Annotated in this window: 21 protein-coding genes, 2 tRNA genes and 1 pseudogene; 17 read left to right on the top strand and 7 right to left on the bottom strand. The window is 41.9% G+C overall.

The window, feature by feature from the left end:
• The 3 genes from NC238_08945 to NC238_08935 all read left to right on the top strand — a co-directional run.
• Positions 1-758 (top strand): S9 family peptidase (locus NC238_08945; protein ID MCM1566055.1); only part of this gene is annotated, 758 nt, incomplete at its 5' end.
• 164 nt (positions 759-922) lie between these two features.
• Positions 923-996 (top strand) — tRNA-Asp (locus NC238_08940).
• Between the two features lie 241 nt (positions 997-1,237).
• Positions 1,238-2,491: a site-specific integrase gene (locus NC238_08935; GenBank protein MCM1566054.1), complete on the top strand. Its 1,254-nt coding sequence runs from the start codon at positions 1,238-1,240 to the stop codon at positions 2,489-2,491.
• 206 nt (positions 2,492-2,697) lie between these two features.
• Here NC238_08935 and NC238_08930 read toward each other — a convergent pair whose 3' ends face one another.
• On the bottom strand, positions 2,698-2,916 hold the full coding sequence (locus NC238_08930) for a helix-turn-helix domain-containing protein (GenBank protein MCM1566053.1): 219 nt from the start codon (positions 2,914-2,916) through the stop codon (positions 2,698-2,700).
• Positions 2,917-3,015: 99 nt separating this feature from the next.
• Positions 3,016-3,330 (bottom strand): helix-turn-helix domain-containing protein, encoded by a 315-nt coding sequence (locus tag NC238_08925; protein ID MCM1566052.1) that lies wholly within the window; start codon positions 3,328-3,330, stop codon positions 3,016-3,018.
• A gap of 354 nt (positions 3,331-3,684) precedes the next feature.
• Here NC238_08925 and NC238_08920 point away from each other — a divergent pair, with 354 nt between their 5' ends.
• Positions 3,685-4,248, top strand: coding sequence for a DUF3408 domain-containing protein (locus NC238_08920; protein MCM1566051.1), 564 nt, complete (start codon positions 3,685-3,687; stop codon positions 4,246-4,248).
• A gap of 48 nt (positions 4,249-4,296) precedes the next feature.
• Here the strand turns inward: NC238_08920 and NC238_08915 are convergent, their stop codons facing one another.
• Positions 4,297-4,518, bottom strand: a complete 222-nt coding sequence (locus tag NC238_08915; GenBank protein ID MCM1566050.1) for a hypothetical protein — start codon at positions 4,516-4,518, stop codon at positions 4,297-4,299.
• 82 nt (positions 4,519-4,600) lie between these two features.
• Here NC238_08915 and NC238_08910 point away from each other — a divergent pair, with 82 nt between their 5' ends.
• Together NC238_08910 and NC238_08905 are read left to right on the top strand one after the other, a co-directional pair.
• Positions 4,601-4,951: a MobC family plasmid mobilization relaxosome protein gene (locus NC238_08910; protein ID MCM1566049.1), complete on the top strand. Its 351-nt coding sequence runs from the start codon at positions 4,601-4,603 to the stop codon at positions 4,949-4,951.
• A gap of 43 nt (positions 4,952-4,994) precedes the next feature.
• Positions 4,995-5,933, top strand: a complete 939-nt coding sequence (locus NC238_08905) for a relaxase/mobilization nuclease domain-containing protein (GenBank protein MCM1566048.1) — start codon at positions 4,995-4,997, stop codon at positions 5,931-5,933.
• Here the strand turns inward: NC238_08905 and NC238_08900 are convergent.
• A complete protein-coding gene (locus NC238_08900; GenBank protein ID MCM1566047.1) occupies positions 5,886-7,058 on the bottom strand; it encodes an IS4 family transposase in 1,173 nt (390 codons plus the stop codon). The genes NC238_08905 and NC238_08900 overlap by 48 nt on opposite strands.
• A 162-nt stretch (positions 7,059-7,220) precedes the next feature.
• Here NC238_08900 and NC238_08895 point away from each other — a divergent pair, with 162 nt between their 5' ends.
• The 9 genes from NC238_08895 to NC238_08855 all read left to right on the top strand — a co-directional run bounded on the left by NC238_08895 (position 7,221) and on the right by NC238_08855 (position 19,518).
• Positions 7,221-7,448, top strand: a complete 228-nt coding sequence (locus NC238_08895; protein MCM1566046.1) for a hypothetical protein — start codon at positions 7,221-7,223, stop codon at positions 7,446-7,448.
• A 131-nt stretch (positions 7,449-7,579) separates the two neighbouring features.
• Positions 7,580-7,780, top strand: a complete 201-nt coding sequence (locus tag NC238_08890; protein ID MCM1566045.1) for a helix-turn-helix transcriptional regulator — start codon at positions 7,580-7,582, stop codon at positions 7,778-7,780.
• Positions 7,777-10,488 carry an N-6 DNA methylase gene (locus tag NC238_08885; GenBank protein MCM1566044.1) on the top strand — a complete coding sequence of 904 codons (2,712 nt, stop codon included), beginning with the start codon at positions 7,777-7,779 and terminating at the stop codon, positions 10,486-10,488. The genes NC238_08890 and NC238_08885 overlap by 4 nt, the downstream gene beginning before the upstream one ends.
• Before the next feature lie 11 nt (positions 10,489-10,499).
• Positions 10,500-12,461 (top strand): DEAD/DEAH box helicase family protein, encoded by a 1,962-nt coding sequence (locus tag NC238_08880; GenBank protein ID MCM1566043.1) that lies wholly within the window; start codon positions 10,500-10,502, stop codon positions 12,459-12,461.
• A complete protein-coding gene (locus tag NC238_08875; GenBank protein MCM1566042.1) occupies positions 12,451-13,656 on the top strand; it encodes a GIY-YIG nuclease family protein in 1,206 nt (401 codons plus the stop codon). Before NC238_08880 ends, NC238_08875 begins: the two co-directional genes overlap by 11 nt.
• Positions 13,657-13,671: 15 nt before the next feature.
• A complete protein-coding gene (locus NC238_08870; GenBank protein MCM1566041.1) occupies positions 13,672-15,060 on the top strand; it encodes a DUF4062 domain-containing protein in 1,389 nt (462 codons plus the stop codon).
• Positions 15,057-16,481, top strand: a complete 1,425-nt coding sequence (locus NC238_08865) for a hypothetical protein (GenBank protein ID MCM1566040.1) — start codon at positions 15,057-15,059, stop codon at positions 16,479-16,481. The genes NC238_08870 and NC238_08865 overlap by 4 nt, the downstream gene beginning before the upstream one ends.
• A gap of 45 nt (positions 16,482-16,526) precedes the next feature.
• Complete coding sequence (locus tag NC238_08860; GenBank protein MCM1566039.1) at positions 16,527-18,038, top strand: putative DNA binding domain-containing protein; 1,512 nt, start codon at positions 16,527-16,529, stop codon at positions 18,036-18,038.
• Between the two features lie 472 nt (positions 18,039-18,510).
• Positions 18,511-19,518 carry a hypothetical protein gene (locus NC238_08855; GenBank protein ID MCM1566038.1) on the top strand — a complete coding sequence of 336 codons (1,008 nt, stop codon included), beginning with the start codon at positions 18,511-18,513 and terminating at the stop codon, positions 19,516-19,518.
• 163 nt (positions 19,519-19,681) lie between these two features.
• On the opposite strand, the gene NC238_08850 is transcribed toward NC238_08855, so the two are convergent.
• Positions 19,682-20,827, bottom strand: a complete 1,146-nt coding sequence (locus NC238_08850; GenBank protein ID MCM1566037.1) for an acyltransferase — start codon at positions 20,825-20,827, stop codon at positions 19,682-19,684.
• Positions 20,828-20,994: 167 nt separating this feature from the next.
• Here NC238_08850 and NC238_08845 point away from each other — a divergent pair.
• A tRNA-Val gene (locus NC238_08845) sits at positions 20,995-21,069 on the top strand.
• A gap of 96 nt (positions 21,070-21,165) precedes the next feature.
• On the opposite strand, the gene NC238_08840 is transcribed toward NC238_08845, so the two are convergent.
• A complete protein-coding gene (locus NC238_08840; GenBank protein ID MCM1566036.1) occupies positions 21,166-21,549 on the bottom strand; it encodes a four-helix bundle copper-binding protein in 384 nt (127 codons plus the stop codon).
• Positions 21,550-21,630: 81 nt separating this feature from the next.
• Between NC238_08840 and NC238_08835 the strand changes: the two are divergent.
• Positions 21,631-21,753 (top strand): annotated as a pseudogene (locus NC238_08835) (SDR family oxidoreductase).
• On the opposite strand, the gene NC238_08830 reads toward NC238_08835, so the two are convergent.
• Complete coding sequence (locus tag NC238_08830; protein ID MCM1566035.1) at positions 21,743-23,308, bottom strand: GDSL-type esterase/lipase family protein; 1,566 nt, start codon at positions 23,306-23,308, stop codon at positions 21,743-21,745. The pseudogene NC238_08835 and the gene NC238_08830 sit on opposite strands and share 11 nt — an antisense overlap.
• Between the last annotated feature and the right edge of the window lie 189 nt (positions 23,309-23,497).

Raw genomic sequence — 23,497 nt, 5'->3', positions numbered from 1 at the left:
TGGTCTATCCTCCCGATTTCGACCCCGCGAAGAAATACCCGGCGCTGCTCTACTGTCAGGGCGGGCCGCAGAGCATGGTCAGCCAGTTCTGGTCCTACCGCTGGAACCTGCAGATGATGGCCGCCAACGGCTATATCGTCGTGGCACCCAACCGGCGCGGCCTCCCCGGCTTCGGTCAGGAGTGGCTGGAGCAGATCAGCGGCGACTACGGCGGACAGAACATGAAAGACTACCTCTCGGCTATCGATGCACTGGCGAAGGAGCCCTATGTCGATGAGACACGCCTCGGATGCACGGGAGCCAGCTACGGCGGCTTCTCCGTCTACTGGCTGGCGGGCAACCACGACAAGCGCTTCAAAGCCTTCCTGTCGCACGCCGGCATCTTCAACCTGGAGGCACAGTACCTCGAGACCGAGGAGATGTGGTTCGCCAACTGGGATATGGGCGGCCCCTACTGGGACAAGGGCAATGCCACGGCACAGCGCACTTATGAGAACTCCCCCCATCGCTTTGTAGACCGGTGGGACACCCCCATCATGATCACCCATGGCGAGAAGGACTACCGCATCCTGGCATCGCAGGGCATGATGGCGTTCAACGCTGCCCAGCTGCGCGCTATCCCGTCGCGGATGCTCATCTTCCCCGATGAGAACCACTGGATCGGTAAGCCACAGAACGGCATCCTGTTCCAGCGCGAGTTCTTCCGCTGGTTCGACCAGTGGCTGAAGGAACCGGCCTCTGTTGCAGAGGAGGAGTAACCGCCGGAAGAAGCAGTAAACAGAAGCGGCAGCTGCGTCCTGTCAGCAACGGTAGCGGTTACAACGGTTTTTTACGGTAAATAACAGAAAAATCTGTGCAAATTATTTTGCGATTTCGAAAATTTGCTTACCTTTGCACTCGCTATCCGAAACGATAAGCAAACGGTGTGGTAGTTCAGTTGGTTAGAATACCTGCCTGTCACGCAGGGGGTCGCGGGTTCGAGTCCCGTCCATACCGCAGAAGTAATTCGACAAACAAAGCAAAGCTCTGAAATTCAATAGTTTCAGGGCTTTCTCTTTATACCCCTTGCCCACGAAAAACAGCAGTTTGACGCACTATTCACGGTGCAATTCGTGGGCTTTTTACCAATCCTGATTCTCGCCCACGATTTGGGTTTTTATTCGTTGATTTTCAATAATTTGCTTATCTTGTTAACGGGCTATATAAAGTAACTTTGCAAAACAAAATTTTAAAGCCCATGAATGTAATTAAATCAACGTTCAATTTGCTTTTTGTAATCAGAAAGCACAGGCTTCTCAAAAATGGAGAAGCCCCTATTTATTTACGTGTTACGGTAAACGGCGAAATTGCCGATATTTCCATCAAACGGAGTGTCCAAGTCAAAATGTGGGATCAACGGCGGGAATGTAGTTCCGGCAAGATGCCAAAGGACAGGGAATTGAATCACTATCTCGAAACGCTCAAAATGCGGATGTATCAAATCCACCGTACTTTTGAAATTGATGGCAGGCAGATAACAGCGAAAGCTTTGCGGGATAGTTTCTATGGTCGGGATGAAAATGACAAAACCATTGTAGATGTTTATCGAGAGCATAACAAAAAATGCCGTGCATTGATCGGTATTGATTTTACCAAATCTACTGTTGAAAAATTCGACACCTCGTTATCTCATCTTCAGGAGTACATGCAACACCAATACGGCAAAGATGATGTGCTTTTGTCGGAAATCAACGGTCAGTTTGTAAACGACTTTGACTTCTATTTGAAAACTGTCCGTAAGTGCCAGAATAATTCCAGTATCAAGCATTTGAAAAACTTGAAGAAAGTCATTCGTATTGCTTTGGCTAACGACTGGATGAAAAAAGATCCTTTCTTTGGAATCCAATTCAAGCATGATGAGACCCATGTGGAATTTCTTACGCAAGAAGAATTGGAGCGAATTATGAATAAGGAGTTTACTCTTCCACGTCTTGCCCTTGTGAGGGATGTTTTCGTGTTTTGTGCTTTCACCGGTTTGGCATTCATAGATATCAAGAATCTTACACCGGAACATCTGATGAAAGATAACAATGGAGCATTATGGATTCGGAAGCCACGGCAGAAGACCGGTAATATGAGCAATATTCCGGTATTGTCTGTTACAAAGAAATTGATAGAGAAATACGCCAACCACTCTGAATGTGTGAGGAAGAATGTATTGCTACCTGTAATGAGCAATCAAAAACTTAATGCCTATCTGAAGGAAATTGCAGATTTATGCGGAATTAATAAAAAGCTTAGCACTCACGTGGCCCGGCATACCGCGGCTACCGTCGTTTTTCTAGCCAATAATGTGTCGATGGAGAATGTCGCCAAGATACTCGGGCATTCCAATACGAAAATGACCCAGCATTACGCCAAGGTTCTCGACCATTCAATTATGCGGGATATGGCTAACGTAGAAAAATGCTTTGCCAATTTGCAGAACCAGCCATCTGCAAATGTTGTATAGCTCCTTTTTCATCTGAACACAAAAATAACCAAAGGAAATAAAACGTCAACCTCAAGCCCTTTGGGTTTTCTTCAGGAATCTCCACCCTTCGGGTAGTATTCCTTCGAAAAAGGTTGCCTAATTTATTTCCTCCAGTTTAGGGTGGTTTATCAGTCGAAAAAGGAAAAGAATAATCAAGGAGGTAGGGGTAGTTTGGAGACAGTAAGTTATTTCCAGCTATCCCGATACCCTTCTTCCAGCAATTTCTCAATATCCGAAGCCCGATACAAAATTTTTCCTCCCAACTTGATGTATGGGATACGTCCTTCATTTCGGTAGTCTTGGAGACTTCTCCGACTTAATTTCAATTTCTTTGATAACTCTTCGTCTGTGTAGAAACTCTCTCCGTTCAAAGTCGGTTTTCGACTGACGAATAGGCGTTCCATTGCCGACGCAAGACGATCCAATGAAAGAAAAAATGATTTTACCCTTTCATTGTTCTCTGATGTAATTAACTCATTGCTCATATTCTTGTTTTTAATTGGTTATATCTTTCTCCCAGTTTTATATGCCACCTGTTTTCGCTTTTTTTCAACGAGTGGTAGAATACGTTCCACGTCGGCAGGTTTGTAATAAATCTTGTGATTGATTTGGGAGTAAGCCAGCGTTCCATTATCCCGAAATGTTTGTAACGTTCTCGGAGATATATTCAGAAGTAAGCACACGTCCTGATTGTCTAACCACTCTTTCATGTCTTTGTCGCTATGCAAGCGGCAGAGATGTTCCATTTGAGCTGCAAAGCCCTCGAATTTTGAAAGCATCGCCTCGAATGTTTTAGCTTCAATATTTACAATATCCATATGTCTCAGTTTCTATTTTAATATTTTGTTGCGAAGGAAAGAAGAAAATATCATACTACAATGAGTTGGTAATGAAGTGGAAGTGTGTGGCGTCGATTTGACTATGCACGAAGCCAACATTTGATAAATAAACCATCTCGAATAAAGAGAATAGTAGGACTAATTCTTGTCTACTCTGCACAATATTGAAGTTTGCACTCTCTGCAATGAGACCAATATTGAAATATATTGCAGAATATCCCATACGAATCCAGCGTAAATACAATCCTTATTAATAGACTTTTCTTTGCAAGCGACAATCGGTTTACTGTATATACAGCAGCCGTAATATTCACTTTTAAAAGACTGAAAAGTATGGAAAGAAAAGATCCGAACAATGCAATGCAAAGGAAAGGTAGTGAGAAAAAGCAAGTACCTGATGATTTTAATCCCCTGATGCCAGGAAGCGTAAAACGAAGAACGCCGGAAGAACCTGATTCCTCAATTAAAAAACTTCTTCCAAATGGTTTGATGGATAGCTTCAGTCAAGATGCAGATGATGCAAGTGGTACAAACGATAGTGTTTATTCTAACTATACTGTCGATACAACCGATACTGATAAAACGATTGAAACGGATGAGACTGTGTCTTCAGAACCAAAAGCATCTACCACACCAATAGTTCCGACTGTGGCCAAACGTATCAGTAGCAAGCATCGGAAAGAATCATTGGAGGAATATCGTGACACCTTCTTGCAAGTTCCGAAGCTGGACGACCGCAAACCGGTCTTTGTCAGCCGTGAGGTGCGGGATCGGCTGGATGAGATTGTCCGTAAATTAGGCGGACGACGATTGAGTGTGTCGGGCCTTATAGAGAATTTAGCCCGTCATCACTTGAGCGCATACCATGAAGATATCGAGGTATGGCGAAAGTTGTAACCTTCGGTTACGAAAGGATAAGCTGTGATATTTTGCAGCTTATCTTTTCTAATGGAACATGCGATGTTCGGGAGCAAGGTAATCGCACGGGTAACCCAAAAATCCCTGAGGGGCTTTTCCGGTTCCTCCAGTGCATACCTTGCCCTGCGGGGCTGCGACCTTTAAAACCCGCTCCCGATGGTTGGCAGGTTCAAGGTCGCTTGACAATCCTTTTGCGATGCTCCCGATGGTCTCATTGCTTTGGGATTGTCCTGCAAGCCTGCGTTTCATCTCCCGTTGGTCGCTTCCTCTTTGGCTTGCACGGCTATTTGTATAGCCGGAAAAAATCCATAACCATTAAAGTGTAAATGTTATGGAAAATAAGGAGAAGAATAGTCGAAAACGAGGTCGTCCTACGAAAGAAAAGGCGAAGCTGTCCACCTCGATTAATCTCAAATTGACCGAGGCGGATTTCAATAAAATAAGGGAAAAAGCGGAAAAATTAGGAATGAAGGCCACACAGTATGTTCGGGAAATGGTACTTAAAGGAAGCGTTAAATCTCGATTTACGTTAGAAGAACTCGACCTGATGCGTAAGTTGGCAGGGATAGCGAACAATCTGAATCAGATTGCTAAAAAGGCAAATCAGGCTGGATATATTATGGAAGCAATTGAGATAATGGAGATTATGCTCCAAATCAAGAGAATATTAAATGATCGCTAAGAATATCAAAGGGAAGTCATTCAAAGGCTGTGTTCGTTATGTGATGAACGATACCGCTAAATTGCTCGAAGCGGAAGGTGTGTTGGCCGGAACGACCGGGGAAATTATCCGTAGTTTTGCGATGCAACGTTCCGGCAGAAGAGAGGTAAAGCAGCCCGTCGGACACATTCCTTTATCGTTTGCTCCCGAAGATAAGGAGCGGATGACAAATGATTTTATGGTACAATTAGCCAAAGAATACATGGAAGAGATGGGTATCCGCAATACTCAATATATTATTGTCCGTCATTATAATACCGGTAATGAACACCTGCATATTGTGTACAACCGTATTGATAACGACCTAAAATTAATATCCGTCAACCATGATTATAAGCGCAATATCATAGTTTGTAAAAAACTTAAAGATAAGCATGGGTTGACATACGGAAAGGGTAAGGACAAGGTTAAGCGAGAAAAATTAAAGAATCCCGATAAAGTCAAATATCATATTTATGATGCAATTAAAGCAGTTTTACCACAGTGTAAAGATGAAAAAGAATTCCAATTCTTGCTCTTAAAATCGGATATTAAAACAGAGTTTAAGTTGAAAAAAACAACGGGGGAAGTAGAAGGATTATCGTTTCGTCATGGTGATTTCTCTTTCAAAGGTTCCCAAGTGGATAGAAAGTTTAGTTATGGAAACCTTAAGAAAGTGTTTGAGAAGAATCAATTGGAAGAGGAAAAACAGCTTTCTAAAATCGAAGAAAACCGTGTTATACGGGGAGTAGAGATTACTCCCGCACAGCAAACAATATTGAGAAATGGCGGATGGATTTATCTTGAAAATATGAATCGGGATAACGGAAAAGGTAAAGTTTCCTCGTATGTTTTTCTGAATGACGAGAAGAGCAGACTCTTTTTCAGTAAAGAGCATCCCTCACTACTGTCCGGTTTAATTTTCCCAAAGTGGCAGAAAGGGATAATCGGACTGTTTATTTAAATTATTATTGCCACTAAAGAGTTCTTTGATATTCGTTTTTTCAAACAAAGCCAGCCCTATAGTCTGAGTGAAAGTATACAAACTTACAGGGATGCTCAGTTTCTTTTTAGCAATAGCTGCGAGAAGATAAGTGCAGATTGCTATCCATATCTGACAGTTAACAGCATTTTCACTTGTACCGTAAAAAGCTTTTATACGAAGATGCTGTTTAATCCATTTGAAGAAAAGTTCAATTTTCCACCGTTCGCGATATAGTTCAGCTATGGTCAGAGAATCAAGAGAAAAGTTGTTGGTCAGAAAATGATAAACCTTTCCATCTGTAAAGTCTTCGTATGTCACAAGACGTAGTTCAGCCGGGTATTTCTTTGCCGAATAATATCCGCTTAGTCTGATGGTAACATCATCCAGTACACCAGTAACTGAATCAACTCTCTGTTTTTCAACCGTTATAAAGTTGATGTTGTCCTTAGACCTGGTGACAAAGAATGCCTGTTCTTTGTGAATCTTGTTGTAAAGCCTGTTGAAGTCTGTATAACCCTTATCCATGATGTAATAAGAGCCGGCTTCAATAGGGATCGTATCGAGTATGTTTACGTCATGCATATTCGCATTTGTGATATCCACATAGATTGGTATTGATCCTCTTAAATCAAGAACGGTATGCATCTTTACGGCACCTTTGGTCTTTCGAAATTTTGCCCAGGGGAACAAACTTAGGCACAGGTCAATTGTAGTACTGTCCAATGCATAGACCATATTGTCAATATCCAATCTAAAATTGGGATCATCTGCATATAATGGTCTGGCTTGTTTGATTAAAACCTGGGCATAATCGGCATAGATTCTCCAATTGCGTTTCTCGTTAGCCTCTGCCAACGTGGATTTTGCAGTTGCGAATCTCAAACCGGAGTGATAAAGTTTCGATGAAAAAGCAGTTAAACTGTTTTCAATGTCACGGAGGCTTTCTCTAGCGGTTAATTGGGCAAAACTCATAACCAGAAAATGCTCGTTACAGGTGAATCTTCTTACACGGAAGTCACCCTTGTAGCGATCAACGCATCTCTGGAATTGAAAATCTGATCTAAACATCATTAGTTGTGATAGAACCGTTTTGCCTGCATTCATAATTTTGAATATTATTACATAAACAAAAGTATGAATTCAAATCGATCAAGTGAAAAAACGAGTATAACTAATTTAATATAAACAATATATAAACATTTAACTTGTCCTTAACCGGACACTAGTGAGCATCCCTATATATTTGTACGGTATGGGAAATACGAAATGCGTTTGAGAGATAAGATACTTGTCGAAAACGATCAGGTTGTCAAAGCAAAAGTTAAATGGTATGGTTTAGGAAGTTATGCTTATCCGTATCTTTGGAAAGCAAATAAAACTGATTCTCAATATCAGGAATCGTGGGATGATCCCAGATTGCCAAAAAACCGAAAGAGTGAATCAGAGCAAAAACAGTCTATTGTACCAAAGAGAAGTAGAGGAAAAAAGATATAGATATCCCTATTCTAAATGGTTAAAACCTTTGTTTTTTTATTTAGTGTTTAAAACGTGATGTTTATATTAACAATTTCTTATATTTATCCAGTATAATTTCCTATATTTGCCTTTTATAACATCACCACAAAATGAACCGGATAAAAGAAGTATTACAGGAAAGAGGGATTAAACAGACATGGCTTGCAGAGAAACTCGGTAAGAGTTTCAAGATAGTGAATAGCTATGCTTGCAATCGCATCCAGCCCCCATTGGAAACTTTATATCAGATTGCAGAAATACTACAGGTGAGCGTGAAAGATTTAATTGTCGATAATAAAGAAGGGCAATGAACTCAAAAGAAATAGAGCAAAACGTAAATCAACTATTTGAAAACTTCTCTAAAGAGGAATTTATATTCAATCTTTTACTTGCCTATGGAACATCTAAGACATCCATTACAAGGCTAAAGAAAGGAGATTATAACTTATCCAAAATTGAAGGTGAAATTCTCTATAAAAGAAAAGTCTTTTTTAAGGAAGAAGAAGGAGATAAACTTCTAAGTAGTATTGAAGCCCATTCAAAGGAGGAACGGATTTTAAAACACAATCCACGGTTTATTATATTAACGGATTATAAATATCTGGTAGCAAAGGATTTAAAGATTAATAGAAATCTAGATATATCTATTCAGGAATTACCTAAATATGTGGATTTTTTTCTTCCATTGGCGGGAAGTGAGGTTTACCATGCTCCCAATGACAACGAAGCTGACCGTAATGCAGCTTATAAAATGGCTGAATTATATGATGAATTAAGATCTGCAAATCCGGGATTATACGATTCAAAAGAAAGCATACATGAATTGAATATTTTTTTATCTCGTCTATTGTTTTGTTTTTTTGCAGAAGATACAGGGATTTTTGAGGAAGAAAGTATTTTCACAAATACGCTCGTACAACATACTACCAATTGTGGAAATGATACGCATATTTTTCTGAACGATCTTTTCAGAAGGCTAAATTCTATGAATGGAGACTTATTTCCTGCTTATTTAGCAAAGTTCCCTTATGTAAATGGAGGCTTATTTAAAGATAGTATTGAATCTCCTGTTTTCAATTTTAAGGCAAGAAAAATATTAGTAGGGTTAGGAGGGTTACAGTGGCAGGAAATAAACCCCGATATTTTTGGTTCAATGATACAAGCGGTTGTATTGCCGGAATATCGCACTGACCTAGGAATGCATTATACGAGTGTGCCGAATATTCTAAAACTAATCAGACCATTATTCTTGGATGAGCTTGAAGATGAATTTGAAAAGCGGAAAGACAGTGAACAGCAGTTGAGGAAGCTGATATTCAGAATGTCTAAGATAAAGTTCTTCGATCCCGCTTGTGGAAGTGGTAACTTTTTGATTATTACTTATAAAGAAATTCGGCTGCTTGAAATTAGAATTCTTCAACGGATTATCGAACTGATTCCCAATCCGAGAATAGAATTCACTCAGATACAGTTATCACAATTTTATGGTATTGAAATAGATGACTTTGCTCATGAAATGGCAATTCTTTCTCTGTGGTTAGCAGAACATCAAATGAATAACTATTTTGAGGAACAACTCTATGGCTACGGACAGTCAAAACCAATTCTTCCATTGAAAGAATCTGGGAAAATTATACATGGTAATTCTGTTCGAGTCGATTGGAAAGATGTTTGCCCTATTCGGGAAGATGATGAGGTATATATTATTGGAAATCCGCCTTATTTGGGGAGTAGAAATCAAGACCAAGAACAAAAAAGCGACATGGAGGTTACTTTCTATGGAGTTAATAGCTATAAAAAGTTAGATTATATTTCTTGTTGGTTTTACATTTCCTCTTCATATATTCAAAATACTTCAGGGAAATACGCTTTTGTGACAACAAATTCCATAACACAAGGAGAGCAAGTTGCGTTACTTTGGCCACTTATCCTTAATAAAAAGCAAGAAATCTCATTTGCTCACCAATCTTTTAAATGGACAAACAATGCTAAGCGTAATGCGGGAGTTGCGGTTGTAATTATTGGTGTTAGAAATATTAGTGACGAAGAAAAACATCTTTACAATCAGAATATTAGACAGTCTGTCAAAAACATTAGTCCTTACTTGATAAACGCATCAAACACTTTCATTTTACCAAGAAATAATCCATTGAGTAATTTTCCTTTGATGATAACGGGGAGCGGCCCGGGTGATGATAGTAATCTGATTTTAGAAATACAAGAAAAGGAAAGATTAGTTTCTCTAAATCCCAAAATAGAGAAATTCTTGAAAAAATTTATTGGAGCACAGGAACTTATTGGCAATACCTATAGATATTGTATTCATGTTACAGAGAATACCGTTGAAGAAGCTTATAAGATAAAGGAGTTAAGAGAACGATTTGAGAAAGTAAAAGCATTCAGACTTAAAAGTAAAAAAGGAGGAACTAAGAAAAAAGCTAATATCCCACATTTTTTCGATGAAGACAGATATCAAAAAGGCGAATTTATTTTAGTTCCAAAAGTTGGATCTGAAAGACGAGAATATCTACCTATTGGATATTTTGATGAAACCTATCTTCCTTCTAATACAACAAAAGTTATGTATGACGTTCAACCTTGGTTATTTGGGATATTATCGTCCAAGATGCATATTGTATGGGTAAGAGCTGTCGCTGGAAGATTAAAAACAGATATGCAATATTCAAATACACTATGCTATAACACTTTTCCTTTTCCTGATATTTCTCTTAAGCAAAAGGAAAATCTAAATTTGTATGTACTGGGCATATTAGATGAACGTGCCAAATATCCCGAAAAAACAATGGCGTGGCTCTACGATCCCAAAACTATGCCCTCGGGGTTAAGGAAAGCCCATAAAGAATTAGATGAAGCTGTTGAGAGATGTTATCGCTTACAACCTTTTACAACCGATACAGAAAGGTTAGAGTATTTATTCAAACTTTATGAAGAAATGCTGAATAAAGATACTTTATTCGCAAAACAAAAGAAGAGTAGAACAAAGAAAAATAAGATATAGAGATGCAGAATTTGGTAGAAGTTACATATAAACAAACTGGGAAAAGTAAGAAGACAAATGAATTGGGAATGCGTGAAATGCAGGAAAGGGCTTTTACAGCCCGAACGGCACAATACCTTCTGATAAAAGCCCCTCCCGCTTCGGGGAAATCAAGAGCATTGATGTTTATTGCGTTAGATAAATTACAAAATCAGGGTATAAAAAAGGTAATTGTAGCTGTACCTGAAAGATCTATTGGAGCATCATTTAGTCCAACAGAACTTAAAAAGTTTGGTTTTTTTGCCGATTGGGCGCCAGATGATAGGTACAACCTTTGTACGCCTGGGAGCGAGAGAAGTAAAGTGTCAGCCTTTCTTGAATTTTTAGAAAGTGATGAACAAATACTGATTTGTACTCATGCTACATTGCGTTTTGCTTTTGAAGGATTGGATGAAAAAAGATTGAATGATACATTGGTGGCTATTGATGAGTTTCATCACGTATCTGCGGATGGAGATAATCGATTAGGCGAGGTCATGCGGAATATCATGTCAAAATCCAATGCTCATATTATTGCTATGACAGGTTCTTATTTCAGGGGGGATAATGTTCCCGTATTACTACCTCAGGATGAAGCTAAGTTTACAAAAGTAACATACAATTATTATGAGCAGTTAAATGGATATGAATATTTGAAGTCATTGGGGATTGGTTACCATTTCTATCAGGGGCGTTATTTCAAAAAACAACCGGATAAGGATATGTCTGCATTAGAAGAAATACTGAATGAGAATAAGAAAACAATCATTCACATCCCAAGCGTAAATTCGGCAGAATCTTCAAGAGAAAAATATGAAGAAGTCGGACATATTATAGATGTGTTGGGTGATTTGGAGTATCAGGATGCAAATACGGGGGTTTTATATGTAAAAAGCAAACGATCGGGAAAAGTCCTGAAAGTGGCAGATTTGGTAAATGACAACCCCAGAGAAAGAGATAAAATTTCTGCCTATTTAAGAGAAATAAAATCGGCAGACGATATTGATATTATCATCGCATTGGGCATGGCAAAGGAGGGTTTTGATTGGCCTTATTGTGAGCATGCACTAACGATCGGTTACAGAGGATCACTAACTGAAATTATACAGATTATTGGCAGGGCGACGAGGGATAGTGAAAATAAAATACATGCGCAATTTACGAATTTGGTGGCTGAACCGGAAGCTGATAGTGATGAAGTGAAGGTAGGAGTCAATAATATGCTTAAAGCTATTACTGCATCACTGTTAATGGAACAGGTATTAGCTCCCAACTTTAAATTTAAGGCTAAGGATAATGGGGAGGATGAAGATGAAAATAACGACGAAGATGACAACACAATTTCAATCAGAGGTTTCAAGCTTCCAACATCGCAAAGGGCAAAGGATATTATCGAAACCGATTTGAATGACTTGAAGGCTCGTATTTTGCAAGACGACCAAATGTTGAAAGCCATGCCGGGGAATGTTGAGCCAGAGGTTATAAATACCATATTAATTCCCAAAATTATTCGTCAAGTTTATCCTGATTTGAATGAAGATGAAGTTGAAGCCGTTCGTCAGCATGTAGTTGTCGACTCTGTAATTAAGAATAGTGTTATTGAAGAACAGGGAGGACGTAAGTTTATCCGGATGGCGGGCAGCTTTGTGAATATAGACGATATTCATATTGATTTAATTGATAGAATTAATCCTTTTCAGAAAGCTTTTGAGATTCTCTCCAAATCCGTTACGACTCAAGTGTTGAAATTGATCGATGATCACATTCAAGCTATTAAAGTAGATATGACTGAGGAAGAGGCTATTTTGTTGTGGCCTAAGATAAAAGATTGGAGAGAAAGACTTGGAGAAGTGCCTAATTTGCAATCTTATGATCCAAAAGAGAAAAGAATGGCAGAAGCATTAGTATTTTTAAGAGAATTGAAAAGACAAAGAGATTTATCTAATGAGCAATAAGATAACACTAGATGATATATTCAATGATGATGACTTTGGATTATTGAATTCGAAGGCAAAATCTTCTTCTGTGAAATCGGCAGATGACAGACTTATTGATTCATTCGAAGAGATAAACGCTTTTATCGATAAGAATAATCGGGAACCAACTGCTTCAAGCATGTCGGAGTATAGTCTGTTGGCAAGGTTAAAAACATTCAGGCAGGATGAAGATAAAAAGAAAGTTTTGAAACCCTTTGATAGGCATAATTTACTTGGGCATGTCGAGTTGGAAAGTTTATCTTTGGACGACGTATTAAGTGATGATGACTTTGGGTTACTTGATTCGGATAAAGATTTGTCGATATTTAAACTAAAAAATATTCCAACAGCAGAAGACAGAGCAGAAACGGAGTCTGTTTCCCAGCGGAAGTCGATGTCCGAAATAGATTTTGCCCCCTATGAAGCTATGTTCCAAAAGGTGCATAGAGAAATAAAAGAAGGAAAACGAAAAATTCTGCCGTTTCATAGTGCTGAGAAGAATCTTCATGTTGGCAATTTTTATATTATTGATGGGGTTTTATTATATCTAGAGGATGTGATTTTTGAAAGGCAAGAATCCAATTTATCAAAAGAGACATCTCGAAGAAAAGACGGTAGGACTCTTACAATTTTTGAGAATGGTACTTATAGTGATATGCTTTATCGTTCCTTAAGTAAGCAAATCCAAAAAAATGGAAAACTTATAACTAGTCCGAAGTATGGAACAGAGAGTGAGTTATTTGTAGATGAAAACTTAATACAAGAAGAAGATTTCCAGACGGGGTGGATTTATGTTTTGAAATCTAAATCTACAAACCCTCAAATCTTAAGTATAAAAGACTTATATAAAATTGGGTTTTCTTCTCATCCAATTGACGAACGAATTAAAAATGCCAAAGATGAAGCTACTTATTTATACGCAGATGTGATTAAGGTCGCTACATATAAATGCTTTAACCGCAATGCTGATAAGTTGGAATTATTGCTACACCGTTTTTTTGCGTCAGCTTGCTTAAATGTGGACTTGTATGATGAGAGAGAACGGAGATTTAGTCCCAGAGAATGGTTCGTTGTTCCTTTTGAAGTGATTGAGGAAGCGATTAACTTGATTTTGAATGAATCTATTGTTAATTATATGTATGATGTAGAAAGTCAGAGGATAAAATTAAAATAGCGAATTGAAATTACAATGTTTATAACTCAACCTAAAATATTTATTAGTAGCACAATCGTTGACTTGCCTAACGAGCGTAAAGCAGCATTGAAAGCTGTAGAAAAGGTTGGCGGATTCCCTGTGATGTCGGAGTTTACTATAGAAGCTCAAAGTGCAGATTCATTGACCACTTGTTTAAGCAAAGTGAGAGAATCAGATATCTATGTGTTGATTTTAGGGGGGCGTTATGGTTGGCAACCGGAAAATAAAGAATCCATTACGGAAATGGAATATCAGACCGCTTTAGGATGTAAGATGCCCATTTTGGTATTTAATACAACTTATCCTAAAGAACTTTTACAGAAGCAGTTTGAAGGTAAAGTCGAAAGTTCATACTTTAGAAAAACGGTTCAAGATGCATTCGAGTTACAAGAGGAAATAGAAAAATCTCTTAAGCAGGAAATAGAAAAGAAACAACAAGAGTTTTTCCATAAAACAGAGCCTGTATATTCTAATCTTGTCAAAATTCAATTTCCTTCGCTTGTTTATGTAGCCGACTTGGATATTGATAAGAAAACTGTAAAAGAATATAATAAAGAAAGGGGTAGGTCTTTTTTTAAACCGAGCCTTCATGACTATGCTGTCTCGGCTTTATATATGAATGATATTTCATTTCCTCACGATTGGGTAGTTTGGAATAATAAAATTATTACTTTTCATGATTTGCAAGATGATTCTGTCGGATTGACTACTATAATTGATAGAGGAACAGCCGAGGCCTTTTCTTGTGATGAATTTTATGAGACTTCTACAGAGCATTTATCTCAATTCAAATATCTCCTAAAAAAATGTCTTGAGGCAAAATTATATAAATTGAAAATTAACTGGATAAAAGAGGAATCACTGTTTGCATTTATTCCAACTCAAAAAGATGCAAAAGATCAATGGATTGCAAGGACTGCAAGTTGGTCTAAGACCAATAAAAAAGCTACGCGAAAAGTTGTCGATGTAAAATACGATTTGAAGGATTCGGATAAGGTGTTCAACTTGAAGTGTCTTTCCTTCAGAACTAGATTTGAGTTCATTGATAATGAGTGGTATTTAGGAATAAAGCCTGAATGGGTATTTCTTTGGCCGAGTTTCAAAGTCTGTTCAATGGCTTTTAAGAATATACAATGGCTAAAAAAAACAGAGAGAAATATGCATGTTTTTAATCATTTCAATTTTATATTAAAATATTTACAACCTTCTGGGCCTTCATTATTCCCGGAATTTGGTGATTATCCTTTCTTGACAATAGGACAAATAGAAAAATTTGATTTTGCTCCTATTGTTGAAGATGATTTATGGGTAAATTTAGAAGATTTACAGGGAAAGAGAAAACTTATAGATAATAATGGAAATATAGGACTTTTTAGCTTATGAAAGCAGAGTATTTACAGGAGCCCTTTTTAGTATTTGGTAAAGGAAAAAGTATTTGTCCTCGCGATGGTATTACGGGATTAAATGTTTATGACACTATATTAAAAGCACGTAAAGATCAATTATTGATAGGAATAGTTGGCATTGAGGAGGATATTGATAATATGAAAAATTACTTGAAGAGATTTGAAGGATTTATTCCTGCAAGCTCAAAAGGGAAACAAAAAGGTCTCTTTAAGTCTTTTCCGGGTTTTAACATAGATCAGGGATTTTGTGCAAAGTTCATTTATGATACTAATTATGAAAGAATATTATCTCCAAATGATATAAAAAAAGTATTGAACGAGAATAATCATGAGAAACAAATTCTTAGTGCTGTTGACTTATTTTCTGAAAATGTAAAATTCTTATCAGATATAAAAAATTGCGATGTGATTATCTGTATTGTTCCTAAATCATTTGAGGGGAAAATTGTGAAGGAGAATAATGATGATGAACCTGTTGAAATTTCAGCCGATGATATTGAAGAACCAGAATTGGAGATAAATTTTCGAAGAGCATTGAAAGCAAAAACAATGCAATATAATACTCCCATACAAATCGTTCGAGAGTATATTCTTCACGATGATAAAAAATCACAGGACACTGCAACCAAAGCATGGAATTTCTGTACAGCATTATATTACAAGGGTCTTCAAACAATTCCTTGGAAATTAGAGGTTGATGAAAATAGGCCGAAAGTTTGTTATATTGGGATAGGATTTTTTAGAAGTAGAGATAGAGAAACGATACAAACGAGTTTGGCTCAGATATTTAATGAGAATGGAAAAGGTGTAATACTTAGAGGTACTCCTGTTGTTGAAGATAAAGTTGATCGAAAGCCTCATTTAACTTATGAGCAATCGAAATCGTTACTCAAAGACGCTTTGACTAAATATAAATTTGCAACAGGCATTATGCCAGGTAGATTAGTCTTACATAAGACCTCTAAATATTATGATGACGAAATGGATGGATTTGAGGATGCTATGCAGGAACTTAATATTACAGAGTATGACATTGTTACCATAATGGAGACAGACTTGCGTTTCTTTAGAAATAATTTGTATCCTCCTGTAAGAGGATCATTATTTTCATTATCTGAAGACAGACATATATTATATACTCGTGGATCAGTACATCAATATCAAACATATCCTGGAATGTATATCCCAGCCCCTCTTGAGGTAAGAATAGAAAAAAGATCTTCTTCTATAAAGACAATCTGTCTGGAAATATTAGGTTTAACAAAAATGAATTGGAATAATACTCAATTTGATAATAAATACCCAATAACAATTGGTTGTGCGAGAAGAGTTGGGGAGATTATGAAATATTTGGGAGACAAAGATACTCCCAAAGAATCATACGCTTTTTATATGTAGAGACATGATAATCTTAATTAGCCAATCAACAATAATAGAGAATACATGACTATCAAAGAAATCATTAAACAAACCGAAGGTCGGCGGTTAGAGTTTAAGGAAACTCTTCCTGAAAAAGCAGATTTGTCAAATACCATCATTGCCTTTGCAAATGACGCAGGAGGTGAACTGTATATTGGTGTCCGGAATAATCCGAGGGAGATTATCGGACTTCCGGAGGATGAGCTTGTGAAAATAGAGGAACAGATTAGCAATATTATATTTGATCGTTGTTATCCTGCCATTCTACCGGACATCACATTTCTTACGGAAGAGGACAAGCATATTATAAGAGTAACAGTGTATCGTGGTAGTGCATTGCCTTATTATCGGAAAGATAAGGGAAAACTGCAAGGTACTTATATTCGGGTTGGTTCATCTAATCGATTGGCGGATGAGGAGATCATAGCGGAATTGGAGCGCAGAAAACGAAACATATCATTCGATAGTGAACTGGTAATGAATAAGCCTGCAAATGAGTTAAACATTGAGGATTTCAAGCAGGAATATCAGGATAAAACCGGAGAATCTCTGGATACGCAAGCCCTTCGTAAGTTGGAACTTGTGAAAAAGGTAAATGGAACGGAATACCCGACGAATGCTTTGGTCTTATTTTCTGATGATGAACTTCGTCGCTCTCTGTTTCCTTTTGTCAAGGTGGAATGTGCAAGATTCAAAGGTATTACTTCGGAAGAATTTATCGATCAGAAGAGCATTTTAACCAATATCGCAACACAAGCGGAGGAAGCCTATAATTTTGTGTTGCGTCATATAAACAAAGGTGCTGTTGTGGAGGGTGTTTATACCGTTTCCCGTTGGGAATACCCGGTAAAAGCGATAAGGGAAATCATTCGGAATGCTGTCGTACACAGGGACATGTCGCTTTCCGGAAAGGATATTAAAGTGGCTATTTATGACGATATGGTTGAGGTGACAAGCCCGGGGCTTCTACCTCCTTCGATTGATTATGCTGCCATGGAAAGCCGTCAGAGCGATGCTCGTAACAAAGTCATTGCTCCTGTTTTCAAACGAATGGGAATTATCGACCAATGGGGCAATGGTTTGAAACTCATAGCTGATGAATTAAAGGAATATCCTCAAATCGAATTCCGTTGGAAAGAAACCGGATTATCCTTTCAGGTGCAGTTTGTGAAGCTTAACTATACTGCGGAGCAAGAGTTACAGCAAGAGTTACAGCAAGAGTTACAGCAAGAGTTACAGCAAGAGCTACAGCAAGAGTCGGGGCAAGACTTACAGCGGGAGTTGCAGCAAGAGTTGTATAACCCTTCACTGTATTCAGAAGTACTTTCCAGAATAGTGGAATCACCTCTTTCTCGAAAAGAAATATCAGAGGGGTTTGGACAGAAACAAATATCTGGACAATTAAACAAGATATTGTCAAAATTGGTTGAAGATGAATTGATAGAGCGCACAATTCCGGAGAATAAAAACCACCCTGATCAAAAGTTTAGGATAACAAAACGAGGTATCATCTTTTTAAAGTTGCTGAAGAAGTAAGTTCAAAATATTTAGTTACCTTTATGAGGTAGTTCATTGACAAAATTGCAGAAGGTTGAAAATCACCGAGAAAATCACGGTGGCAATTCGTGGGCGTGGATTTTCAGACTTTGCTAACATATTGGATGGACGTTAATTGGCCTTCTGGTTCACATCCCGTCCATACCGCAAAGAAAATTAAAGAGTTGCAACAAAAGTTGCAACTCTTTCTTTGTTATATCCCTTACGCATCTTCATTATCCGCAAAGCTATAATAACCACCTACCAGACTGCCAGAGACGTATAAAAACATAGAACCTGTAATATTTTGTAAGTTTTTTATGGCCAGAATCAAGTTTTTTTTATTATATATTTGTGACATTACCCACAGAAGCATCCGTGATCGTACCCATTTGTGTTTGGCATCGCTGTAGTCATCGTGTTGCATTCATGTGAATTAACATTTTAAAAATGATTGGTTATGAGAAAAATTATGCTGTTTTTCGCAGTGATTGTCGTGTCGGCAATCACCATCACTTACTCTTCCTGTTCCAATGACGTAAACCTTGTTGAGGAAGAAAGTGCCAATGACCTGAACCTTGTGATGGAAGAAAGTGCTGTTGGCTTTACTTTGAGCACCCGTGCCATAGCGGTCCCCCCATGCCTGGATCTTTCCTGTTTAGATACCTGTCGTGATGTGCTGGGGGTTCGTCTCATGGCGGGACAATTTCATGAAGCCGGAAACGTTTACGTGGTCAACACTCCCGAGAAATTGTACGTGGGTTATATAACTTCCGGAGATTGGAAGATGCAAGCAGTCCATCTTTATGTGGGTACGTGCGACGGGGTACCGGTGAACATGCAAGGCGATCCTGATCCGGAACAATTCCCCCATAAGGTTGAATTTACCTCACTGCAAAACTTTTATTATGTTGAAATACCGCTTGATATGCTGCCCGAAGGATGTCTGTGTGTCTCCGCTCAAGCCGAGGTGGTAAAAGTGGTTAACGGTGAAATGGTACAAAGCGAAACTGCCTTTGGAGAAGGCGAAAAAGTGGGCAGTAACTGGTTTATGAAATTTGAATATTGCCCGGCCATTTGCGAAGATGAACCACCGGTTGAGGTATGTTACCAGGACGAAACAGCCTGGGCCGCAGGCACCCGGTACGTGTCAAAAGGCAGTTGGGCAACCTATACTCCTTATGTAGCCAGTACTCCCGTTCCTGTTTATGCCGGCCAGAACTACCCGGTGGGAACCGTAACATTTTCCGAAGTGGTGGATGGTAAGGTAACCATTATTCTCTCCGCGCTCGATGGAGCCCGGTTGCAGGATATTGCCGATCCGGTAAAGATTCAGGGGTACGAAACAGCTCCCGGCGGTAACCCGTCGCCCGGACAGTTTACTACCTATAAAGGGAGCGAAGCATCCATCACAGTTGATGCATACGCTTTTTACGGAATCCATTTAGATGTACAGCGTGTTGTGGATTGCCCGGAGTAATAGGTTTAAAGACAAAAAGGCGGACCGGCTCCGCCTTTTTTCGTCCGTCAGACCCCGATATCTTCCCTGCTCATTGGTCAGTTACCGCATATAGCGCAATGTAGTAACCGTAGGCAACGTGAACCCGGTGATCGTTGAACCCGGTGATGTGAGGAGGATGGTATCAGCTGTTGATCCGGGGAGAAAACCTTTTCGAGAGGTACTTGCGCAGCGGCTCGTCGTAAAGCTTCAGGACGAGCCAGGCCAGCACGATAATGCCGAAGAGCAGCGCCAGCGCCACGGGCCAGGCCTGTGCGAAGGAGAGCTCGTTCTTCCACACCCACGCGTAGAAGAGGTACATGAAGGGATAATGCACCATGTACAGCGGATAGGAGATATCGCCGAAGAACCGGCACACCCGGGTGGTGGCCTTGTCGGTGGTCAGCCCGGAGGCACCCAGCCATACCAGCAGGGGGAAGAGCACGATGGTGCACAGCGCGTCATAGATGCCGTTCATCCAGGGTGCCTCGCCGTTGCCGATGTAGGGCATGGAGAGCAGGACCACGATCGCCAGGCCGCTGATCCAGAAAGCACCCCTGACGCGCACGGGTCTGAAGATGCGCGACATCAGCAAGCCGGCGGAGAAGGCGAAGAGCAGGCGCAGGAAGCCGCCCGTCAGGTTGTTGTCGGCCAGGGTCCACCCCACACCCAGATGGCCGAAGCCCGAGAAGTTGCCGATGGCGAACGTGGCCAGCGCCACCGCTGTCAGGGCGACCAGCACTTGTAGTGCGCGGGTGGAGAGGCGGCGTAGAAACAAAGCATACAGGATATTCCCGATATATTCGAAGAAGAGCGACCAGCTGGGCCCGTTCAGAGGGAACATCTCGCCGTTGCCGCGCACCTCGGCACCGGCACCCGGCAGCGCGGGGATCAGGAACAGATGGAGCAGCAGGGCCAGCATGACCATCGACAGCGGCACCTGCGTACCGTCCCACATCTCGCTGCCGGCCATGAGGAAGGTGATGGTGCCCAGCACGGCACCCATGATCACCATCGGCTGCAGGCGGATCAGGCGGCGCCGGAAGAAATCCCTCCCCGTCATTTTCCCCCAGCGGTCGTCGTAGGCATAGCCGATCACGAACCCGGAGAGGATGAAGAAGAAATCCACGGCCAGGTAGCCATGGTTGAACTGCTGATCCACAGGGCTGGTGGCAAACGCTTCGAACAGGTGATACCAGATCACCATGAGTGCGGCAACGCCCCGCAGCCCGTCCAGGATGCGGTAATGTGGTTTTGAATCTGCAAAGGCGGCTGAAGAGATCTCTGACATTCTTTTCTATTGATGGATTGAAACCTGTTGCCGGAACACTTTCGTGCGTCACGCATCCGTAGCCGGCACTGTGGTTTTGGGCACGAGTGGCAAAAGTACCAATAAAACCGGATTTTTCTGTGAGAACATGCGGAAAGTATCGGAAATATTGTTATTTTTGCACTCCCGAATCGTTAGCTCAGCTGGTTTAGAGCGCTGCCTTGACAGGGCAGAGGTCACTGGTTCGAACCCAGTACGGTTCACACAAAAACCGCCCGCAAGGCGGTTTTTTTTGTTTCCCGGCACCGCATGGCTATCCATCCCGATAGCTGTTTGTACCGGCCTGAAAGCTGCATGCCCTATGCAGCTGCCACAATGCGGCACTGGGCGGCACACTCCCTGCAGGCTGCGGCACACTGCCGGCAATGATCCATCTGATGTTTTTCGCACTCTTCGGCACACTCCATGCACAGGTCGGCACAGATCCAGCACAGCTCTTTCGATTTTTCGCTGCCCAGGCTCAGCAGCGTAGCCGTGGCAGTGCATATCGCGGCACATTCCATGTCCAGGCGGATACAATCCGCCATCATGGTCACATCATCTTCCGCGGTACAGGAAGAAGCACAATAATGACAGGCACTCGCGCAGTCGAGGCTGGCATCTATACATGATTGGTAATCTTCATACATTGTCATAGCTGTCGTTTTTAAGAATTCTACTACGACTAAAAACAAAACCGACACGGTGAATGTTTTCCTATCAGGAAGATATTCAGTTTATTTTGTCCTTTTTTTGGATGGATGAATCACTTTCGTGAACAAATACTAAATAAAGCCGGTGAGCCCGATGAGGTAGCCACCTGCTTCCTCTTCCTGGCGTCCGGCGACTCCAGCTACATGAGCGGACAGTGCCTCCATCCCAATGGAGGCGAGATCCTCAACGGCTGAGCACGGCGGTGCGGGCCAGCCACTGAGTCAGCTCCTCCATGAACTGCGCTTTGTAGCTGAACGACTCCCTGTTGCCGAAGCCGTGCCCGCCCGTGGGGTAGAGCAGGAAGGTGACAGGGACGCCGTGCCGGGTGAGGGCTTCCGCATAGCGAAAGCCGTTGGCCGGCGGCACCACCTTGTCGTCGGCGGCAAAGATGATAAAGGCGGGGGGTGTGGATGCATCCACCCGTTTTTCGTTTGAGAAGCGGTCGGTCAGCTCCTGCGACGGGTTCTCACCCAGCAGGTTCATGCGTGAGCCGGCATGGGTGAAGGAGGCATCCATCGTGATCACCGGGTAGAGCAGAATCTGAAAGGCCGGTTTATCTCCCGCTTTCGCATGGGTGGCATAGGTCGATGCCAGATGGCCTCCCGCGGAGGAGCCCATGATGCCGATATCCCCCGTGTGCACGTTCCACTCCGCTGCATGTTCCTTCGCCAGGGTGAACGCCGCCTGCACATCGCTGAAGGGAATGGTATGGTCCCCTGCCGGCATCCTGTATTTCAGTACCCCGAAGGCGATCCCCTTGCTCAGGAACCATTCAGCCCAGTCGAAACCCTCGTGAAACATGGCCAGGCCGCTGTAGCCGCCGCCGGGCAGGGCGATCACCATCCTTCCGGTCGCCTTGTCCCTGTCCGGCAGGTATACACGCAGCGAGGGAGAGGGCAGCCCCCTCCGGTCGTCAGCATCCGCTGCCGCCATCTCTCTGGTTGTAGCAGCAGCATCCGCTTTCGTGGCAGGGAGCGCAAACTCCTGAAAGGCGGGATGGGCATCCAACGCACCCAGGATAGCCTTACCCCAGAACGACCCCAGCACCTTTGCCCCCTCCTCGTTGGGATGGAGGTAGAAGGTGCCTGCACTGCCCTCCTCGGCAAAGAAGAGTGTTCCGTTCTCCCTGAAATGGTCGTACGCCAGCGTATCGCCCAGGAGTACCTGCCCGGGACTGCTCGTTGCATAATCCGCCACCAGCTGACGCAGCACGGGGAAGTAGCTGTTCAGCCGTTGCAGTCCCTCGCGCAGGTAGACCGAGCTGTTGTGGGTGGAGGGGCTGTACCAGATGGGGCGGTGCAGCACGATCATCGCCCCGGGATAGCGCTGTAGCAGCGCGTCGGCGATGGCCTTCATGTTGGTGTGGTATTGCTCCGGCAGCACCGGTGCCCCCAGGGGCCCTCTCACCGCGCTGTCGTTGGTACCCAGCATCACCGAGAAGAGCAGCCGTGCACCCTTCGCCTGTGCCGCGTCGGCCGCCGCGACCACGTTGTTGTATTCCGCTGCCTTCGCCGGCAGGAAGTTTACGGTGGTCCTGCCGCTCACGCCGCAGTTGGAGAATCCGAAGGGGCGGTCGTCCTGTGCGGCCAGCCATGCCATCGTCTGTGCCGGGGGAGAGGCTGTCAGCGGCTCTTTCAGTATCACCCCCTGTGTGATGCTGTTGCCGATAAAGATGATGTGTGTCTCCTGTGCTTTCAGCGTTGTGAGTACGCCGGTGAGGAAGAGTAGCAGTAAAGTAAGTTTGTTCATAGTCTATATACGATAAGATGATAGTTTCGGTATGTGGCGGTGTCTGGGCTAAGCCTGTACGGTGGACAGGCCTGCATCACTCTTTTTTCCGGTAGTAGCGCACCCAGTCGATCTCCATCTCCAGAGGCAGATCGTCCGGGTTGACCGCCCCCACCCAGTTGCCGCCCAGCTGGGCGCTCAGGATCAGGT

The sequence above is a fragment of the Dehalobacter sp. genome (assembly GCA_023667845.1).
In the GTDB taxonomy this organism is placed as follows: Bacteria; Bacillota; Desulfitobacteriia; order Desulfitobacteriales; family Syntrophobotulaceae; genus Dehalobacter.
This window is presented reverse-complemented; position numbering and strand designations above follow the sequence as displayed.

Bases quoted from the DNA above. Each gene is read 5' to 3' on its own strand.
- NC238_08935 (MCM1566054.1), top strand. From the start codon at position 1,238: ATGAATGTAATTAAATCAACGTTCAATTTGCTTTTTGTAATCAGAAAG.
- NC238_08930 (MCM1566053.1), bottom strand. From the start codon at position 2,916: ATGGAACGCCTATTCGTCAGTCGAAAACCGACTTTGAACGGAGAGAGT.
- NC238_08925 (MCM1566052.1), bottom strand. From the start codon at position 3,330: ATGGATATTGTAAATATTGAAGCTAAAACATTCGAGGCGATGCTTTCA.
- NC238_08920 (MCM1566051.1), top strand. From the start codon at position 3,685: ATGGAAAGAAAAGATCCGAACAATGCAATGCAAAGGAAAGGTAGTGAG.
- NC238_08915 (MCM1566050.1), bottom strand. From the start codon at position 4,518: ATGAAACGCAGGCTTGCAGGACAATCCCAAAGCAATGAGACCATCGGG.
- NC238_08910 (MCM1566049.1), top strand. From the start codon at position 4,601: ATGGAAAATAAGGAGAAGAATAGTCGAAAACGAGGTCGTCCTACGAAA.
- NC238_08905 (MCM1566048.1), top strand. From the start codon at position 4,995: ATGAACGATACCGCTAAATTGCTCGAAGCGGAAGGTGTGTTGGCCGGA.
- NC238_08900 (MCM1566047.1), bottom strand. From the start codon at position 7,058: ATGAATGCAGGCAAAACGGTTCTATCACAACTAATGATGTTTAGATCA.
- NC238_08895 (MCM1566046.1), top strand. From the start codon at position 7,221: ATGCGTTTGAGAGATAAGATACTTGTCGAAAACGATCAGGTTGTCAAA.
- NC238_08890 (MCM1566045.1), top strand. From the start codon at position 7,580: ATGAACCGGATAAAAGAAGTATTACAGGAAAGAGGGATTAAACAGACA.
- NC238_08885 (MCM1566044.1), top strand. From the start codon at position 7,777: ATGAACTCAAAAGAAATAGAGCAAAACGTAAATCAACTATTTGAAAAC.
- NC238_08875 (MCM1566042.1), top strand. From the start codon at position 12,451: ATGAGCAATAAGATAACACTAGATGATATATTCAATGATGATGACTTT.
- NC238_08870 (MCM1566041.1), top strand. From the start codon at position 13,672: ATGTTTATAACTCAACCTAAAATATTTATTAGTAGCACAATCGTTGAC.
- NC238_08865 (MCM1566040.1), top strand. From the start codon at position 15,057: ATGAAAGCAGAGTATTTACAGGAGCCCTTTTTAGTATTTGGTAAAGGA.
- NC238_08860 (MCM1566039.1), top strand. From the start codon at position 16,527: ATGACTATCAAAGAAATCATTAAACAAACCGAAGGTCGGCGGTTAGAG.
- NC238_08855 (MCM1566038.1), top strand. From the start codon at position 18,511: ATGCTGTTTTTCGCAGTGATTGTCGTGTCGGCAATCACCATCACTTAC.
- NC238_08850 (MCM1566037.1), bottom strand. From the start codon at position 20,827: ATGTCAGAGATCTCTTCAGCCGCCTTTGCAGATTCAAAACCACATTAC.
- NC238_08830 (MCM1566035.1), bottom strand. From the start codon at position 23,308: ATGAACAAACTTACTTTACTGCTACTCTTCCTCACCGGCGTACTCACA.